This is a genomic window from Legionella impletisoli, from assembly GCF_900639875.1.
GTDB lineage: Bacteria > Pseudomonadota > Gammaproteobacteria > Legionellales > Legionellaceae > Legionella_A > Legionella_A impletisoli.
Genome location: NZ_CAAAIA010000006.1, coordinates 90,366 through 107,704 on the forward strand (window position 1 = coordinate 90,366; position 17,339 = coordinate 107,704).

Genomic DNA, 17,339 nt, shown 5'->3' on the forward strand with positions numbered 1-17,339 from the left:
AATAATCGTCACGTTGAAAAACGAGAACCGCTTCAACATGACGATGGGGGGAGTAAAAATTATTCTTTTTCGAGGTATTCAGAAGAGACTAAACCGTCAGCTATTTCTCTAAGTGCGACAACCGTTGGCTTATCATTTTCCCACTCAACCATTGGCTGAGCACCTCGTACTGCGATATCACGAGCTCTTTTTGTCGCCAACATCACTAGTTCAAAGCGATTGTTAACCTGTTCCAAGCAATCTTCAACAGTAACTCGTGCCATAATGTAACCTCTCCCAACAAATGATATAAATAGACAACATTATATTCTACTGCGATGTCAACAATAAAGAAAGTAGTTTTCTTTGTTGTACTGACTGTCGCTTTAGACGCAAGCGATGTGCAATGACAATGGATTTCAACTCCTCGGCCGCTTTTTTAAACTGATCATTCACAATTAAATAATCAAATTCATGATAATGACTCAGTTCATCTTTTGCTTTATTCATGCGTGCAGCAATGACTTCTTGATTGTCTTGTTTACGATCAAAAAGGCGTTGTTTCAACGCTTCAAGTGAGGGCGGGACAATAAAAATCCCAACAGCGTCTTTGAAGATGTGCTTAATTTGCTTTGCGCCTTGCCAATCAATATCCAACACCACATCAATTCCAGCCTGTAACCGATCGTGTATTTGTGCTTTTGACGTACCATAAGAATGTTCAAACACATGCGCATGCTCAACAAATTCTTGCTCACGGATCATTTCATTAAATGTGTTTTGATCAATAAAAAAATAATCCACGCCATGAGTTTCTCCTGGGCGCTGCGGTCTCGTCGTATGTGAGATAGAAACTTCTATGTCATTTAGTTCATCAATAAGCTTTTTAACTAAGCTTGTTTTGCCGCCTCCAGAGGGCGCTGCAACGATGAATAAACTACCCGAATACTGTTCAGCCATGATCGCTTACTCTATGTTTTGTATTTGCTCGCGCATTTGTTCAATTAATACTTTCATTTCTACTGCATGCTGTGTTAATGCCGCTGAATCCGATTTGGAGCTTAGCGTATTCGCCTCACGATTTAACTCTTGCATTAAAAAATCAAGCCGACGACCAACCGCTTCTTGAGTAGCTAATACTCGGGACACTTCGGCGATATGTGCATTTAACCTGTCTAATTCTTCACTTACATCCAGTTTAGCCAGCATTAAAGCAATTTCTTGCTCGATCCGACTATCTGCAACATTCATTTGAAGCGATTCTAAACGACCAAGTAATTTTTCTCGCGCATGAGTCGCAATCGATTCAATTAACCCTTCAACGTGTTTCACTTCAGCAGCCAGTAAAGTCAAACGTGAATCAACAAATTCTCTTAATTTTTTTCCTTCAATGTGTCTTGCTTTTATAAGCTCATCAAGAGTCAAAGCAAACAAACGCACGACTTCATGGGAAAGCATTTCGCGATCGGGTTGGCTCAACTCTGCAACACCCGGCCAAGCTAATAGATTGCTTACCGTTAGATCATTTGCAAGTTGCTGATGTTCTGCTAATTCGTTTCCAGCGTTGATGAGTGCTTTCAAAAGCGCTTCATTGATAATCATAGTCTTTTCTGCACCGGGTGCATAATCAAGCTTAAGCTGGCAATCGAGCTTACCGCGGCTTACTTTTCCACGAAACGCATTGCGACAGGCGATTTCTAGGCTACGAAAAGATTCTGGAAGTCGAAAGCTTGCTTCCAAATAACGATGGTTAACTGACTTTAATTCCCAACAAATAAGGGTAGAATCCACTTGGCTTTGCACTCTGGCAAAGGCGGTCATACTATGAGTCATATCTTTAAAAGCTTATTAAAGTTTGCGCGACTATACCGGAAATTTGTAAAAAAACAAACCCAAGGTCGGAATGTTCAAATGACTTGCATTGCCTCAACTTGTTCTGCCTCTTAGAGACATTCAAAGACAAAATCCTATGCTTCATCCTCATTCCATATTGGTATATACTTACGCTCCGCGCGATCAACTCTGCGGTTTTTGGCCGCGCGAAGTATTATCATTTTCTCAAGGAATTATTATGCGCCCTAGCAATCGTGAAGTTAATCAATTAAGAGACATCCAAATAACTCGAAATTTCACTCATCATGCCGAGGGGTCCGTTTTAGTTGAATTTGGTAACACTCGTGTGCTTTGTACCGCATCGGTAACCGATGGAGTACCGCGGTTTTTAAAAGGAAAAAATCAAGGATGGATTACGGCAGAATACGGAATGTTGCCACGCGCAACCCATAGCCGAACAGAGCGTGAAGCGGCTAAAGGCAAACAAGGTGGGCGTACGCTAGAAATTCAACGCTTAATTGGTCGTTCTTTACGCACCTGCATTGACTTAAAAACCTTAGGTGAATGCACCATTACCTTAGATTGTGATGTCATCCAAGCAGATGGAGGTACCAGAACAGCCGCCATAACGGGGGCCTGTGTGGCATTGAAAGATGCAATAGACTGGATGATATCGCGTGAAAAATTACGCAAAAAACCTGAATTTCATTATGTGGCTGCTGTTTCTGTTGGTATTTACCGTGGACAGCCTGTTTTAGATTTGGACTATGCTGAAGATGTATTGGCAGAAACAGATATGAATGTCGTCATGAACGATAAAAATCAGTTCATTGAAGTTCAAGGAACCGCCGAAGATGGCGCATTTACACGTGAGCAACTTAATGAAATGTTGGCGCTTGCAGAATCCGGCATTCGTCAGTTATTTGATCTTCAGAAATCTTCCTAATTTTCGAATTTCTGGGAACGTTTAACCATTCAAGCTCAACGCCTGCACCGGCTTAGCTAGTGTTTTAGCGCAGTACTCCTAGATTCCGTGGATAAGCCACAGAACGTGGAAGATTCGTGCCGGCTGCAGAAATTGTTGAAGATTCAGTGCTTGCCCGTGGCCTCCACCGGCCATTTTGAATTCCGCTGTTCAATGATCTTTGTTTTTCATTGGCATGTGAATTTAAGTTAAAACATGGTTTTATTCATTGCCACAGCTCTGGCCGTATCTCTGGAAATTAAATTATCCGAAACCAATTTGGATAAGTGTTGATCTAAGGTTAACATGCCTTGCGCTTGCCCTGTTTGAATGGATGAGTACATCTGAGCCACTTTATCTTCGCGAATTAAATTTCGTATGGCTGAATTGCATATCATAATTTCCAACGCTGCTACTCGACCTCCACCCACTTTTTTTAATAAAGTTTGAGCGACTACTGCTTGTAAGGATTCAGACAACATGGAACGGACCATGGCTTTTTCCTCTCCGGGGAAAACATCGATAATCCGGTTGATGGTTTTTGTTGCAGAATTGGTATGCAAGGTTCCAAAAACCAAGTGGCCTGTTTCAGCCGCTGTCATCGCCAAGCGAATCGTTTCCAAATCACGCAACTCCCCAACCAAAATTACATCTGGGTCTTCCCTTAATGCCGAGCGAAGTGCCGCACTGAAACTGTAGGTATCTTTATGAACTTCACGCTGATTCACTAACGACTTATTACTGTGATGGACAAATTCAATAGGATCTTCGACTGTAAGAATATGATCGTAACGTGTGCTGTTAATGAAATCGATCATCGCAGCTAGTGTTGTACTTTTTCCAGATCCAGTTGGCCCGGTTACCAACACCAACCCTTTAGGGTAAGAAGCCATATCGGTAAACACACTAGGCAAGTTTAAATCATCTAAACTAAGAATTTTAGAAGGAATCGTACGAAATACCGCCGCCGCACCCCGAGCCTGGTTAAATGCGTTGACCCTGAATCGAGATAAATTCGCAATCTCAAAAGAAAAGTCGGTTTCTAGTTTTTCTTCATAATCTTTGCGTTGTTTATCATTCATGATGTCATAAATGATTTTAATGACATCTTTATGGTCCATCGGTGGAACGTTAATTTTGCGCAAATCACCATCAACACGAATCATTGGAGGCATACCTGCTGATAAATGCAAATCAGAAGACTTATTTTTTACTGCAAATCCCAATAATTCAGTTATATCCATTCGAGACCTATTACTTTAATTTAACATGCTAATTCAAAGATTAGCCTAAAAATTAATCATCAGCAACTGAGTAAGCCTATATTTATTTGGCTAAAAAACTTAACCATGATCACTAGTAACGTCCGAAAAAATATGCTTAGATGGTAGACCAACCATTTGCAAAAAATGACTTTTTTGAAGACACTGTGTTAAAATATTAGATTGTCTCGTATTTATAGCAGCAATTTAGTTCTTTTTTTTCAGAATAAGTTGCTCAATTTAAATAAAAAATTGGGGTTTATGTTATGTCCTCGGATGCTACGATTGCAATACCCGTATCTACTAATACAATAGACTCAGATCGCAAGCATAATACCACTTGGGTGCTTAGCCTTTATGGAACGGCAATTGGAGCCGGGACATTATTTCTTCCAATTGATGCCGGATTGAATGGCTTACTCCCCCTCATGATTATGACACTTCTTGCGTTCCCCATGACTTATTTCTCTCACCAAGCATTATGTCGTTTTGTTTTATCAGGCTCAGGGGATCACCCCGACATCACGGATGTGGTTGATCAACACTTTGGTCAAAAAGCAGGTAAACTTTTAACCTACCTTTACTTTTTCTCCATTTTTCCGATTTTATTGATGTATAGCGTGGCTTTAACGAATACCACACAAAGCTTCATCGCCAATCAAATGCATCTTACTCCTCCTCCACGTGCCTTAATTTCTTTACTGCTGGTTATTGGTTTGATGCTCATTATTCGAATGGGTCAACATATGGTTATTAAAGCCATGAGCTTTTTAGTTTATCCCTTCATCATAGTTCTGGTGATGTTGTCGCTTTATTTGGTTCCGCACTGGAACAGCGCTATCTTTCATTATCATCCCCAAGGCCATAGTGGGATTAAATCCTTAATGATGTCTTTATGGCTGCTAATCCCGGTGGTGATTTTTTCATTTAATCATTCTCCTATTATTTCGTCTTTTGCAGTAAGTCAAAAAAAACGATATGGCCATGATGCAGCAAAAAAAAGCACGGGTATATTAAAAACAACGCACCTTTTGATGGTTATCACCGTCATGTTTTTTGTATTTAGCTGCGTTTTAAGTTTATCCCCAGAAAATCTTGCTGAGGCCAAAGAGCAAAATATTTCGATTTTATCTTATCTCGCTAATCATTTTCATACGCCTTTAATTGCTTATATTGCTCCCATTATTGCCTTTCTAGCGATTGCAAAATCGTATCTTGGTCATTACCTTGGTGCGAGTGAAGGTCTTGCTGGTATGATTAATAAATCTTTAAAAATGCGAGGCAAAACCTTATCGAACCACACTCTGGATATCGGAATTGATTTATTTATTATCTTAGCTTGTTGGGTCATTGCAACCATAAATCCCAATATTTTGACTTTAATTGAAACGTTAGGCGGCCCCATCATTGCTGTGTTTTTATTTATCATGCCGATGTATGCCATCAAAATGGTCCCGAGCATGAAGCAATACCGTAAACCGTTGGCTAATCTCTTTACTGCCTTCATTGGTATTATTGCACTATCTGCGATTCTTTATGGATTGAAACATACTTTAGGTGGTTAAATGACCATCACACTTCAAATCGAAAAAATAAATAAAGCGATTATCGAATCAGCTAAAGCATCGGGGCGTTCCCCAGATTTAATAAAGCTACTAGCCGTCAGTAAAGGCCAAACCGTTGATGCCATTAAGCGTGCCTACTACGCAGGGATCCGCGATTTTGGCGAAAATTATTTGCAAGAAGCCCTTCCTAAAATTAACGCGTTGCCATCGTTGGATATTCAGTGGCATTTTATCGGTCATATTCAAAGCAATAAAGCGCGAGAAATTGCAGAACATGTTGATTGGGTACACAGTGTCAGCCGCCTTTCGATTGCACGAGCATTGAATCAGTTTAGAACGCTTGAGCATGCATTAAATATTTGCCTACAAATTAATTTGGACAATGAAGCGACTAAGTCTGGGATCCCTCCTGAAGAAGCCCCACAGCTTGTAGCCGAGGTTCTACGCTTATCGCGTCTTAAGTTGCGAGGGTTAATGGTTATTCCAACACCATCGCTTGATGAAAATCAGCAGTACGAACGTTTTCTTCGTGTCCATCATTTGTTACAGTCCCTGAATCAAGAATTTAAAATCAATATGGATACGCTGTCTATGGGGATGAGTCATGATTTCCCTGCGGCTATTCGCGCAGGCAGCACCATCGTTCGAATTGGACAAGCCATTTTCGGAAAACGACCATGAATATTACTTTTGTAGGATTCGGCAATATGGCTAAAGCGATTGCTCACGGCCTTTTAAATGAAAAATCAATAAAGCTTTCGGCTTCCTCGCCCTCTTTATCCAATGGAACCACAGCCAAAGGTATAAACACTCATTCAAATAATTTAGTTTTTCTACCTGAAGCAGATGTTGTCATCCTTGCTGTAAAGCCTGTCATGATGAAAAGTGTAATGCAAGAGATCATTGCGATGATTCCACCTAAAGCCTTAGTAATTAGCGTTGCCGCCGGCATTCCGCTCTCTTGGTTTAATCAATTTAATGAAAAGCTTGCTGTAGTCCGTGCTATGCCAAATATCGCTTCATCGGTTGGTAAAGGCGCGACTCCTTTAGTCGCAAACCCTCAAGTTACCCTAGCTCAAAAAAAACAAGCAGAATTTATATTCAACGCCACTGGGCTTACAACATGGGTTATGGAAGAAGAGGCGATGGATGCGTTTAATGCTCTTTCTGGCAGTGGTCCAGCTTATGTGTTTCTGTTTATGGAAGAAATGATCCATGCGGCTTGTGCTTTGGGCCTTGAGAAAGAAACGGCCAAAACCTTCACAATGCAAACCGTTGCAGGCGCACTGGAGTTAGCTGAGCAAGGAAATCTTGAATTATCTGTCTTAAGAAAACACGTTACTTCCCAAGGAGGCACCACAGCCGCGGCTCTTGAAGTATTTAAGCAACAAGCGTTCGGTAACCTTATTTCTCTTGCCATGAAAGCAGCTTACAATCGTGCAAAAGAACTGGGTTTAATGAATACCAATCAAAACACTTAATTTCTTGGAGAACACATAATGGGCGGATTGCTATCGGCTGGTTATTTCTTATTTTCTTTATTTTTCAGCCTTGTCTTATTTATATTGTGGTTAAGAATTGCGCTGCAGTATTTAAGAGTAAGCGTACTTCATCCTGTTAGCCAAGTCATTCATAAATTAACCGACCCACTGATTAACCCAATAAACCGGTTATTTGGTTTTAATAAAGGACGTCGAAGCCGGTATGATTGGGCAACCATGATGATATTACTGATCGTTGAAGCAATTAAGATCGCGTTGCTTAGCTTGATGTTTTTCGGTGCGCTAATGCCCATAGAATTTTTTATTTTATATATTCTCGCGGATTTAATTATTCAACCTTGTAATTTATTGTTTTACGCCGTTCTTATTCGCGCCATTATGAGCTGGGTTAATCCGACTTGGCATAACCCGCTTGCAGAGATTGTATATCTTTTGACAGAGCCTTTGCTCCGTCTAGGAAGGCGTGTGATTCCAGACATTTCGGGATTTGATTTTTCACCTATTTTGGTGATTGTGGTTTTAAAAGTATTAACCCTTTTTATTGGCGGTTTACTTCCTGTTCCGTTACTTTAAGAATCCCAGTTAGGAACTTCGGATCTTAGAGCAAAACAAATACATTCTGGCGACAACCGCCATCCTGCACCACAGTATTTTTTAGATAAACATTGAGAAAATTTGAAGCGGATAAGACGCAGGTGCGGAATGTCGGCTATAATGAGGATAAGTTCTTTTTTGGTGCAAATCATGACGCAGAAATCTTTATTGCTCTTGGTCGCATCTTTGTTTCCTATGGCCACCTTAGCACAAGATACGATTTATTGCCCAGCACATGCCGCCTACATCAAAGTGGGCATGACGGCTGAACAAGTCTTAGCTGCTTGTGGCCCTCCATTGAATAGGCAAGTAGGCGATCGGGTAACTAAGCGCGTACCCGTAACGCAATTAATTTATAACTCATTAAATTCTGGGTTTGATTCCTGGGGGGGCACCACGAATTTATATGATCAATGGTCACTTCCTCAAGGACCAAGCGGGGTCAACTTAGAAGTTGACATCATGAACAATAAAGTCATAGCGATTAAATTTAATGGCTCTAGCTCTAACGCCATTTCAATGTGCTCAGGAGGAAGCTTTGAAATTGGGGATGATCAAAGTCAGGTCTTTCAAGCGTGCGGCTCTCCTTCTACAACCAACAACACCTATATCAACCAACCCGTTCCCACAAATCAAAAACCCGAAGTGTGGGTTTATCAAAACGATAAATTTCAACAACCTTTTAGCTTGACAATCATTAATGGCAAATTAGAATCCATTAGCCAATAATCTGTTCCGTCTCAAGCGCAATTACGTTGATTTGGTTCTGGCTTTGATTAAACCCTTTAAAAATTAGGATTCTTGTATGAGTGAAACAATTGACGATTTAACCATTTCTTATCACGAAAACGGCATTGAAACGACCAAAGAATTGGATAAACATGTGCTTTCAAAAGGCGCTTGGACGACCATCCTTTATCGCTATCAAGATTGGGACAATGCAAAACAAGTATATGGTCCAGTGAAGTATTCCATTCGACGTTATCAAAAACGCAACAATCAATATTGGCAGAAATCTAAGTTTAATATTTCCAGTGAAGAACAAGCGCGTAAAATTATCAGCGTTTTAAGTGACTGGCTCACAGAAACTCAAGAAACGGATTAGGACTAAACAATCCCGATTAAATTCGCCCAAATCCGGCCTAAAATCTCATGCCAAGCAATATTTAAATATGCGAAATTTTGAGGATTTGGGAAAACCAACTTTTCCCACCGCTCATCGGACCAGTAAAAAGTAAAATCCGTCGGCGCTGCCGTTGGCGTCAACCCTTGTTTTTGGAACAAAGCCATAGAGCGTGGCATATGAATGGCGGAGGTTACCAAATAAAAAGATTGACCTTCTAATAACTCGTTTAATTCCCGGGCTTGATCCGCTGTATTAATAGAAGCAGATTCCAAAACGATGTCTTTTTTGGGGATAGCAAACCATTGAGCTAAATCAAACATCCGACTGGCTTCGGAGGCCTCTCCATTAAAATTTCCACCAGAAAGGACCAACTTGGCGCTAGGAAGCATACGATAGAGACGAACACCTTCCATGAGTCGACGAGTGCTTGCACTGGTTAATAAGTTATTCGGCGGGGAGTTAGCATATTGATATTGACCACCCCCTAATACCACAATCCATTGAATGGATGAGTTAGGTTTTAAAATAGGGTTGTATTGTCTTTCTAAATGTTCAGTGACCAAGCGAGGTAAAAATGAAGTGCTAAACGTTAAAAAACACACCAAAACCAGAAAAAATCCTATTTTGACAATACGGGGACGACCACCTCTTGCCAGAAGGATTAAACATCCTAAAACTAAAGCAAATGTAAAAAAATAAGGATTAATGATCGCTTCTAGAAAATGTCGAACAAACGCCATCATTTTACTCGCTTCATCAAATAGAGTCCAAGAAGTGCAAACAATAAAGGTGGACCAAACGCTGCAATCATAACCGGTAATTGAAACACTTGGCTAATGGGCCCAAAAATTCGATTAATCATATGAAAACCAAAGCCCATGGCCGCTCCCGCTAATAATTTTGAACCCATGGTAGAAGAACGCAACGGTCCAAAAATAAAGGGAATCGCTAAGACCATCATGATGACCGTAGTAAAAGGCTGTAAAATCCTTTGCCAATAAGCCAGCTGATAATTTACTGCAGACTGATGGTTTTTCTTTTGGATATGGAGATAACGTTGCAACTCAGGAAGTGTCATTTCATCTGGCTCATCCCCTCCAATTTTTAAAATATTTGGTTTTAAAGGAACTTCCCAAGTCATTGTATCGTATTCTGCTGCTTTTGTTTGATCATGAGCTAGGGTAGATTCTGATACATTATGTGCCGTCCAAATGCCTTGATTAAAGGTTAATGAATCTATTTTTCTTGTATATTGTAAGCGATGGGTATTATCGAAGTGGAATTGAAACACACGTTGTAATTCATATTCAGATAAAACACTGCCAATGGTTATAAAATCATTTTGATTCCGTAACCACATGCCTTTGGCAGTCCTTAAGGCTTGGCCTTCACTCATGGCTTGTAACTTTTGATCATTCGCCATGGCCGCAAGCCTAGGCACAATGGTTTCACCAATTGCAGTTACCAATAAAATCACTAAAAATGCCGCCTGTAAAACGGCTAAGGTAACTTGCCAAATTGACATGCCTGCCGCGCGCATCACAACCAATTCATGGTAATTTGCCATGATGCCAAGTCCAATCAAGCTTCCTAAAAGACTGGCCATGGGAAAGAACAAATATACTTGATATGGCATTTGCAGCATTACAAATCCTGCTACTTGCATAATGCCATAATTGGCTTTGCCTAAATCATCTAACTGATTGACAAACAAGATGAAAATTTGTAACCCAGCTAGCATCAAAGTAACCAATGCAATAGCCGACAACACGTTTTTGGCAATGTATCGATTTAATAATCTAGGCGTCATGATAATTTGACCTGATTGCGCCAGATTAAAAAGATTCCTAACAGGAGTACTGGTATATGAATCCACCAAATCCCTAGCCAAAGTGGGGTTTTTCCAGCCATAAGCCAGTCTCGCGCGATGAACATGAAGTTGGCATAAATGATATAAAGTAGCAAAGCGGGCAATAGTTTTGCAAATTTACCTGCTCTTGGATTCACGCGACTTAAAGGAACCGCGACCAACGTAAGCGTAAGAACCATAATGGGAACGGATAATCGCCATTGAAGTTCGGCAACTTTTTTGGGATCAGAATTTACTATCGGTAATAAGGCTTTCGTTTCAGCCGTTCGAATATCATTTTTTACAGCCACCACAGGATGGGGCAGTCTCGCCTGATATCGTTCAAACTCCGCAACCTGATAATCCGCTCGCCCAGGAACACCTTGATAAGCTTTACCCTCTTTAAAAATGATGTAGTCTTCACCCGTTTTCTCATCCGTTTTAACAAAGGCTTTATCCGCCCATAAAACATCCCATTGGTTTTTACCATCCTGTTCATCAAGTTTAGCTAAAAAAACATGTTTGGCGACGGTGTGGGCGGGGTTCATGTCTTCAACATAAAACACTTGCCGACCGCCTTGAACTTCTCGAAAACGGCCTGGAACAATCGTTTGAATCAGTGTTTGCACACCGGATGTTCGCAAGAGTTTTGCGCGCTCAACCGCAATGAGCGGGCTTGCCCAAAGCATAATCACCAACACAATCACAGAGACCACACAAGCCATAATAAAGCTATGTTTGAGTAATTGATTCGGGCCATACCCACAGGCTTGCAGTACCGTCATTTCACTTTCTGCGTATAACCGCCCATAAGCAATTAACAAGGCCACATAAAACCCTAAAGGCAAAAGCAATCCCATGAGATTTGGCATTTCCAGCATCATCAGTTTCATAATGAAGACGGCTGGGATCTGGCCGCTTGCCGCGCGGCTTAAATACCGCATAAATTGATTGCTCATAAAAATAAGCAATAGGATCGTGGTGAGCGATGCCAGCGTGACAAATACTTCTCTAGCTAGGTATCGAAAAATAATCACGCGCGTTTTTTACCCCATATCAATCTATTGAAGATCATATATCATACCAAACCATTGTATTTCACGAGTAATTTTCTACTAATCAGGGGTGCAACTCTCGTATTTGTAAAAACTGCACGATTAAATCCCCCCTCTCCTCAATGCGTAGCATGGGGGAGAGGGGATTTTCGGGAAACAAAAAATTGCTAACTGCTCGCCATTATAGTAGAAAACTATTCCTAGCTTAAGTAAACTAATCCTTTTCACCTCATAAGAGGATCTGAAATGAATTACGAATTAGTAACAGAGTTAACCCTCAAATCCAGTGATTGCTTCGTACTCGGCGTATTGGATGATAAAAAATATTCCAATTTTATCGCAAATTTACCTTCAGATCATCAACACTTAGTGGAAAAACTATCTAATCGTCTAGAGGAAGCCGGTGATTATGTTTGGCAAATGGATGTCGATGGTCATAGCTTAATGATTCTTCATTGCGGAAAACAAGAGCAATTTACAAGCGAAGTGTTACGTAAGCGGATTAAAGAGTTGGCTGCGAATTTACTAAAACACCGCTTTAAATCTGCGACGCTGGCTTTACCTAAAGTCACGGATTTAAATCCAAATCAGCAGCTTGAACGCATGATCTTAGATTTTGACTCGGAGTGTTATCAGCTTTTGGACTACAAGAGCAAAGAGAAGAAACCTTACGCACTCAAAGAAGTGACATTTTATTGCCCAAACGCCCAATCTAAAACAGTTAAAGAAGCCGCCGCACTTTCTGAAGGCATTCGATTATGCAAAACATTAGCTAATACCCCATCGAATGTCTGCACCCCTAGCTATCTTGCCGAAAATGCCATGGAGTTTGGAAATAAACATCGAAAAGTCAGCGTAAAAATTGTTGAAAAACAAGAGATGCAAGAGCTTGGGATGGGTGCCTTACTCGCGGTGGCTCAAGGTAGTGTCGAGCCTCCCAAGTTAGTTGAAGTCCATTATCATGGCGGCGGAGATCAAGCCCCCATTATTTTAGTTGGTAAAGGCATTACCTTTGATTCTGGCGGCCTCTCGTTAAAACCTTCTGAAGCGATGACGGAAATGAAGTACGATATGACCGGAGCTGCAGCGGTATTAGGGACTTTAAAAGCCTGTTCTTTGTTGGAATTACCCATCAACGTCATTGGTCTTTTAGCTTGCGCTGAAAACATGCCAAGCGGCCATGCGGTTAAACCAGGTGATGTTGTGACCAGTCTTTCAGGACAAACCATTGAAATTCTAAACACCGATGCAGAAGGTCGTTTGGTACTGGCTGATGCGCTCACCTATGCAGAACAATACAAACCTCAGTTAGTCTTGGATATTGCGACCTTAACTGGTGCAATGATTATCGCTTTAGGAAGTGTTTACACTGGATTTATGACAACCGATGATGACTTAGCTAAACTCATTGAAACCGCTGCAAAGGAAAGCTTGGATAAAGCCTGGCGCTTACCCTTAGATGACGTTTATCAGAAAGCCATGGATAGTCAGGTGGCTGATATGATTAACGCAGCGTTTGATCGTTCAGCCAGTAGCATCACAGCCGCTTGTTTTTTATCGCGCTTTACCAAAAATTTCCGCTGGGCACATTTGGATATAGCGGGTAGCGCCTGGATAAGTGGTAAAAAATGTGATGCCACAGGACGCCCTGTTCCTTTATTAACGCAGATTTTACGTCATGTCGCAGCGCGTTGATTTTTATCTTATAGAGCAAAGTCCGCCGAAAGGAGAATGGTTACTGGCTTGTCGTTTACTTGAAAAGGCCTACCTTCGTAATCATCGTGTCTTTGTATTTTGTAATTCAGAAGAAGATGCTTTGTATCTGGATGAATTATTATGGACCTTTAAAGAAGACAGTTTTATTCCTCATAATCTCCAAGGTGAAGGACCTGAACCTCCACCTCCCATTCAAATTGGCTATCGAGATGAGCCGCGAGGATTTAATGATATTTTATTAAACCTTGCCCCAAGTGTGCCAACATTTGCTTCAAGATTTAAGCGAATCATCGAACTCGTTGCACCTGACGAGAAAGCCAAGGAGATAAGCCGAGAACATTATCGTTACTATCGATTAAACCGCCATGAGCTTTATACACATAAGATTGACGCATTATAAAGCAAGTGCTACTTCTGCAGTTCTTTAGCGAAAATCTTCTAAATCATCCATATCGCTCGGCTAAATAATAAGCTATAGCCTTCATCGCCATGGCTTCGCCGCCTTCGGGCTTGCCTGGCTTGCTGGAGACATTCCAAGCCATAATATCAAAATGCACCCAGGGAATATCGTTTGGAACAAACGCCTGTAAGAAGAGTGCTGCTGTAATCGCACTGGCATAAGGCGAGGAACTGGCATTAACTAAATCTGCAACTGAAGAATCCAGCATGCTTTGATAGCCTTGAAATAAAGGAAGTCGCCAGACTGGATCATTCGCTTTCTTAGCTGCTTTGATAATTTTTTCAGCCAACTCATCATCCGCAGTAAACATTGCTGAAATCTCAGTACCGACCGCCACACGGGCAGCACCTGTAAGCGTTGCAAAATCAATGAGTAACTCTGGCTTTTGTTCTGAGGCTTTCACCATAGCATCCGCTAAGATCAAACGACCCTCGGCATCGGTGTTATCCACCTCTACCGTGATGCCATTTCGCATCGTCAACACATCGCCAGGTCGAAATGAATCACCACTGATAGCGTTTTCGACTGCGGGGATTAACACGTGTAAATGAATAGGCAATTGTTTACTCATAATCCACTGCGCCAAACCCATCGCCTGAGCAGCACCTCCCATATCTTTTTTCATAAGCCGCATTGCATTAGAGGGTTTGACATCGAGCCCTCCTGAATCAAAGCAAACACCCTTCCCGATGAGTACCACAAGCGGGTGTTTCTCATCACCCCAAGTTAATGATAATAGCCTGGGTTCTTCTTTAGCCGCCCGTCCGACAGCATGAATTGCTGGATAATTATGCTGTAACAAATCATCTCCAACCCATTGCTCAAATTCAGCATCATAGCGATTAGCCAAATTGAATAAGGCTTTAGCTAAATTAGCAGGGCCAAGATCATTTGCTGGTGTATTAATTAAATCGCGAACATAAAACACGGCTTTCGCTTCCAATAGCACTTCGTTGAGCGCTTCTTCTTGAAGTGCTAAGACGCGTGTTTGTTCCTCTCTGTTTTTTTTGTAGCGGTCAAAACGATACTGAGCCAAAGACCAGATAATTAAAGCGGGTTGTGGGAGGTTATTTTCAAAATAGTAAGTCCCTCCAGGAAGCCGATTAACAGACTGGGCAACAGCTTGAACCTCTTCCCCATTGCCTGAACCAATGAAGATTTTATCCGCTTTACCGTGTTCATTTGGTATGACAGCCACATGGCCTAAATGCCCTTTAAATTGTTGAGAATCCATGGCATGTTTTACGTTCTCAGGAAGCTCTGAAAATCGTTCTTTATACTGAGATTTCGTGATTAAAATTAGAGGAAGAGCTTCTTGCCTCGTGGTTTGGTAAAACGATTCTGCTTGCATAACTTACTCCTTTACCTGACCGCGAAATTGCCTTGGACGAATACCCAAAATACCTAGGGAAATTAAATAAATAATCATCGCAACAAAGACATGCATCAATAATATACCCAATCGGTGAGCAATCGGTTTAGATATCCAATAAGACACATCTCCTACAACCCACCAAAGATAAGCCGTCATGACTAGATTGGCGATGGACAATTGAATTAAGAATTTCACCCAGCCCGCAGATGGTTGATAAATATCGCGCTTTAACAAAAGAAACAGCAAGATTCCACAATTAACATAGCCCGCTAACGTGGAGGCAAGCGTTAATCCCGCGTGCGCTAATGGGCTTATCAATAATGCACATAGGATGGTATTTACCACCATCGCGAATGCCCCGACCTTCACTGGGGTTTTAATATTTTGCTTGGCATAAAAACCTGAGGCGAGGACCTTGACCATCATAAACGCAGGCACACCTAAAGCTAACGTAAATAAACTTTTTTGCGTTTGCAATACATCATTTACACTAAATGCTCCATACCCAAAACATCCAGCAATAAGCGGAATCGCAAAAAAAGCCAATCCTAGGCCTGATGGAACGCCAATCAATAATAACAGCCGTAATCCCCAATCCAGTGCTCTAGAATAAAGTAGCGAACTTTTTTCAGCATGCTTTCTAGAAAGATGCGGTAAAATCACCGTAGCAATAGCTACCCCAAAAACTCCTAAAGGAAAATCCGTTAGGCGATCTGTGTAAAATAACCAAGAGACGCTACCCACTTTTAAAAACGATGCAAAAATTGTATCCACCATTAAATTGATTTGGGCAATGGAAACGCCAAATAAAGCAGGTACCATTAGCTTTAACACTTTTCTCACCCCAGGGTCATGAAAGATAAAGCTAGGTTTTACGAGTAGCTTACGATGATATAGAAATGGAATTTGAAACAACAATTGCACGATTCCGGCAATCAGAACTCCCCAAGCGAGCGCTAAGACAGGTTGTGCAAAATGCGGGCTGATATATAGTGCTGCGATAATCATGGAGATATTCAATAACACTGGGGTGAAGGCAGGAACTCCAAAATATCCGTAGGTATTTAAGATGGCTCCAGCCATGGCCGTTAAAGAAATCAACATTAAATAAGGAAACGTCAATTGCAGCATTTCACTGGCTAATACCGAGCGCGTGCTGTCTTCGCCAAATCCGGGTGCAAATACAAAGACAATGACTGGCGCAGCAATAACGCCTATTACCGTTACAAACGTTAAAACCGCACTAAGACTTCCAGCGATGCGTGCTAGAAACTGACGAACTTCGTCAATCGTTCGCGTTTTCTGATATTCAGCCAATACTGGAACGAACGCTTGTGAAAATGCCCCTTCGGCAAATAATCGACGCATAAAGTTCGGAATTCTAAATGCAACAAAAAAAGCATCCATTCCTGCCCCAGCACCAAAAGTTTGCGCGATCACCATATCACGTAAAAACCCCATAATGCGGGACATAAACGTCATAACGGAAACCAGCGTGGTTGAACGCAATAAACTCTGCTGCTTTGGGGTCATAACCTCGGATGCTGACATAATACGAACTAGAGATAAATCGAAATTGCCCTATGATAACTTTATGATTTATGAATTGCTATTTTTATACTTCGTACGCTCAAAAAATTCTGAACCTAACGTGCCCATGCCCTGCCTTGGTCTATTTTCATGGTTTATTTTAGGCATATCTTGACAAATTCGACTGAGAGGGGCATGATCGCGCTTTTATTCTTTGTACCGAATAAGTGGAGATTGTAAGTGGCAAACATTAAGTCAGCGATTAAGCGCGCCCGACAAAACGTTAAGCGTCGCCAGCACAATGCTAGTGCGCGTTCTATGTACCGTACCTACATCAAAAATGTTTTAAAAGCTGTAGAAGCTGGTAATCAAGAAGCGGCTAAAGAAGCGTATCAAAAAGCACAACCTATTATTGATAAAGCAGCTCAAAAAGGTTTGATTCATGAGAATAAAGCGGCTCGCATTAAAAGCCGTTTAAGTGCTCGCGTTAAAGCAATGGCTGCATAAGTATTCAAAGCCTAGATCTTGC

The 17,339-nt window shown here is 41.3% G+C and carries 19 protein-coding genes; 10 read left to right on the top strand and 9 right to left on the bottom strand.

The genetic code is table 11. The features are described 5' to 3' along the window. Window positions 1-59: 59 nt before the first annotated feature. From rpoZ to E1O41_RS07640, 3 genes are read right to left on the bottom strand one after another with little or no spacing between them, the layout of a single operon-like run. The gene (rpoZ, locus tag E1O41_RS07630; RefSeq protein ID WP_131776719.1) at window positions 60-263 is read right to left on the bottom strand and encodes a DNA-directed RNA polymerase subunit omega; all 204 of its coding nucleotides are present in this window, start codon (window positions 261-263) and stop codon (window positions 60-62) included. Window positions 264-309: 46 nt separating this feature from the next. After that, entirely contained in the window at window positions 310-939 is a 630-nt protein-coding gene (gene gmk / locus E1O41_RS07635; RefSeq protein ID WP_131776720.1) for a guanylate kinase, read from the bottom strand. Window positions 940-945: 6 nt separating this feature from the next. Continuing rightward, window positions 946-1,812: a YicC/YloC family endoribonuclease gene (locus E1O41_RS07640; protein WP_131776721.1), complete on the bottom strand. Its 867-nt coding sequence runs from the start codon at window positions 1,810-1,812 to the stop codon at window positions 946-948. A gap of 238 nt (window positions 1,813-2,050) precedes the next feature. On the opposite strand from E1O41_RS07640, the gene rph reads away from it, so the two are divergent. Continuing rightward, window positions 2,051-2,758, top strand: coding sequence for a ribonuclease PH (gene rph, locus E1O41_RS07645; RefSeq protein ID WP_131776722.1), 708 nt, complete (start codon window positions 2,051-2,053; stop codon window positions 2,756-2,758). Window positions 2,759-2,985: 227 nt separating this feature from the next. On the opposite strand, the gene E1O41_RS07650 is transcribed toward rph, so the two are convergent. After that, a complete protein-coding gene (locus tag E1O41_RS07650) occupies window positions 2,986-4,020 on the bottom strand; it encodes a type IV pilus twitching motility protein PilT (RefSeq protein ID WP_131776723.1) in 1,035 nt (344 codons plus the stop codon). Window positions 4,021-4,304: 284 nt separating this feature from the next. Here E1O41_RS07650 and E1O41_RS07655 point away from each other — a divergent pair, with 284 nt between their 5' ends. From E1O41_RS07655 to E1O41_RS07680, 6 genes are all read left to right on the top strand, one after another. Then, complete coding sequence (locus E1O41_RS07655) at window positions 4,305-5,603, top strand: SLC5/6 family protein (protein ID WP_131776724.1); 1,299 nt, start codon at window positions 4,305-4,307, stop codon at window positions 5,601-5,603. Further along, window positions 5,604-6,284 carry a YggS family pyridoxal phosphate-dependent enzyme gene (locus tag E1O41_RS07660; RefSeq protein ID WP_131776725.1) on the top strand — a complete coding sequence of 227 codons (681 nt, stop codon included), beginning with the start codon at window positions 5,604-5,606 and terminating at the stop codon, window positions 6,282-6,284. Next, complete coding sequence (gene proC, locus E1O41_RS07665) at window positions 6,281-7,084, top strand: pyrroline-5-carboxylate reductase (protein WP_131776726.1); 804 nt, start codon at window positions 6,281-6,283, stop codon at window positions 7,082-7,084. The genes E1O41_RS07660 and proC overlap by 4 nt, the downstream gene beginning before the upstream one ends. A gap of 18 nt (window positions 7,085-7,102) precedes the next feature. Further along, window positions 7,103-7,678, top strand: coding sequence for a YggT family protein (locus E1O41_RS07670; RefSeq protein WP_131776727.1), 576 nt, complete (start codon window positions 7,103-7,105; stop codon window positions 7,676-7,678). A 171-nt stretch (window positions 7,679-7,849) separates the two neighbouring features. Further along, a complete protein-coding gene (locus E1O41_RS07675; RefSeq protein ID WP_165481146.1) occupies window positions 7,850-8,428 on the top strand; it encodes a DUF2845 domain-containing protein in 579 nt (192 codons plus the stop codon). Window positions 8,429-8,504: 76 nt separating this feature from the next. Next, complete coding sequence (locus tag E1O41_RS07680) at window positions 8,505-8,804, top strand: hypothetical protein (protein ID WP_131776729.1); 300 nt, start codon at window positions 8,505-8,507, stop codon at window positions 8,802-8,804. A 2-nt stretch (window positions 8,805-8,806) separates the two neighbouring features. Here the strand turns inward: E1O41_RS07680 and E1O41_RS07685 are convergent, their stop codons facing one another. From E1O41_RS07685 to lptF, 3 genes are read right to left on the bottom strand one after another with little or no spacing between them, the layout of a single operon-like run. Beyond that, a complete protein-coding gene (locus E1O41_RS07685; RefSeq protein ID WP_278041030.1) occupies window positions 8,807-9,568 on the bottom strand; it encodes a YdcF family protein in 762 nt (253 codons plus the stop codon). Beyond that, complete coding sequence (lptG, locus tag E1O41_RS07690) at window positions 9,565-10,635, bottom strand: LPS export ABC transporter permease LptG (protein WP_131776730.1); 1,071 nt, start codon at window positions 10,633-10,635, stop codon at window positions 9,565-9,567. Before lptG ends, E1O41_RS07685 begins: the two co-directional genes overlap by 4 nt. Continuing rightward, window positions 10,632-11,711: an LPS export ABC transporter permease LptF gene (lptF, locus tag E1O41_RS07695; RefSeq protein WP_131776731.1), complete on the bottom strand. Its 1,080-nt coding sequence runs from the start codon at window positions 11,709-11,711 to the stop codon at window positions 10,632-10,634. Before lptF ends, lptG begins: the two co-directional genes overlap by 4 nt. A 264-nt stretch (window positions 11,712-11,975) precedes the next feature. On the opposite strand from lptF, the gene E1O41_RS07700 reads away from it, so the two are divergent. Both E1O41_RS07700 and E1O41_RS07705 read left to right on the top strand, forming a co-directional pair. After that, on the top strand, window positions 11,976-13,424 hold the full coding sequence (locus E1O41_RS07700; RefSeq protein ID WP_131776732.1) for a leucyl aminopeptidase: 1,449 nt from the start codon (window positions 11,976-11,978) through the stop codon (window positions 13,422-13,424). Continuing rightward, entirely contained in the window at window positions 13,408-13,845 is a 438-nt protein-coding gene (locus E1O41_RS07705) for a DNA polymerase III subunit chi (protein ID WP_131776733.1), read from the top strand. The genes E1O41_RS07700 and E1O41_RS07705 overlap by 17 nt, the downstream gene beginning before the upstream one ends. 43 nt (window positions 13,846-13,888) lie before the next feature. On the opposite strand, the gene E1O41_RS07710 is transcribed toward E1O41_RS07705, so the two are convergent. Together E1O41_RS07710 and murJ are read right to left on the bottom strand one after the other, a co-directional pair. Next, entirely contained in the window at window positions 13,889-15,256 is a 1,368-nt protein-coding gene (locus E1O41_RS07710; RefSeq protein WP_131776734.1) for a leucyl aminopeptidase family protein, read from the bottom strand. A gap of 3 nt (window positions 15,257-15,259) precedes the next feature. Continuing rightward, window positions 15,260-16,831 (bottom strand): murein biosynthesis integral membrane protein MurJ, encoded by a 1,572-nt coding sequence (murJ, locus tag E1O41_RS07715; protein WP_131776735.1) that lies wholly within the window; start codon window positions 16,829-16,831, stop codon window positions 15,260-15,262. 219 nt (window positions 16,832-17,050) lie between these two features. Here murJ and rpsT point away from each other — a divergent pair, with 219 nt between their 5' ends. Continuing rightward, entirely contained in the window at window positions 17,051-17,317 is a 267-nt protein-coding gene (gene rpsT / locus E1O41_RS07720) for a 30S ribosomal protein S20 (RefSeq protein ID WP_131776736.1), read from the top strand. The last annotated feature ends 22 nt before the right edge of the window (window positions 17,318-17,339 follow it).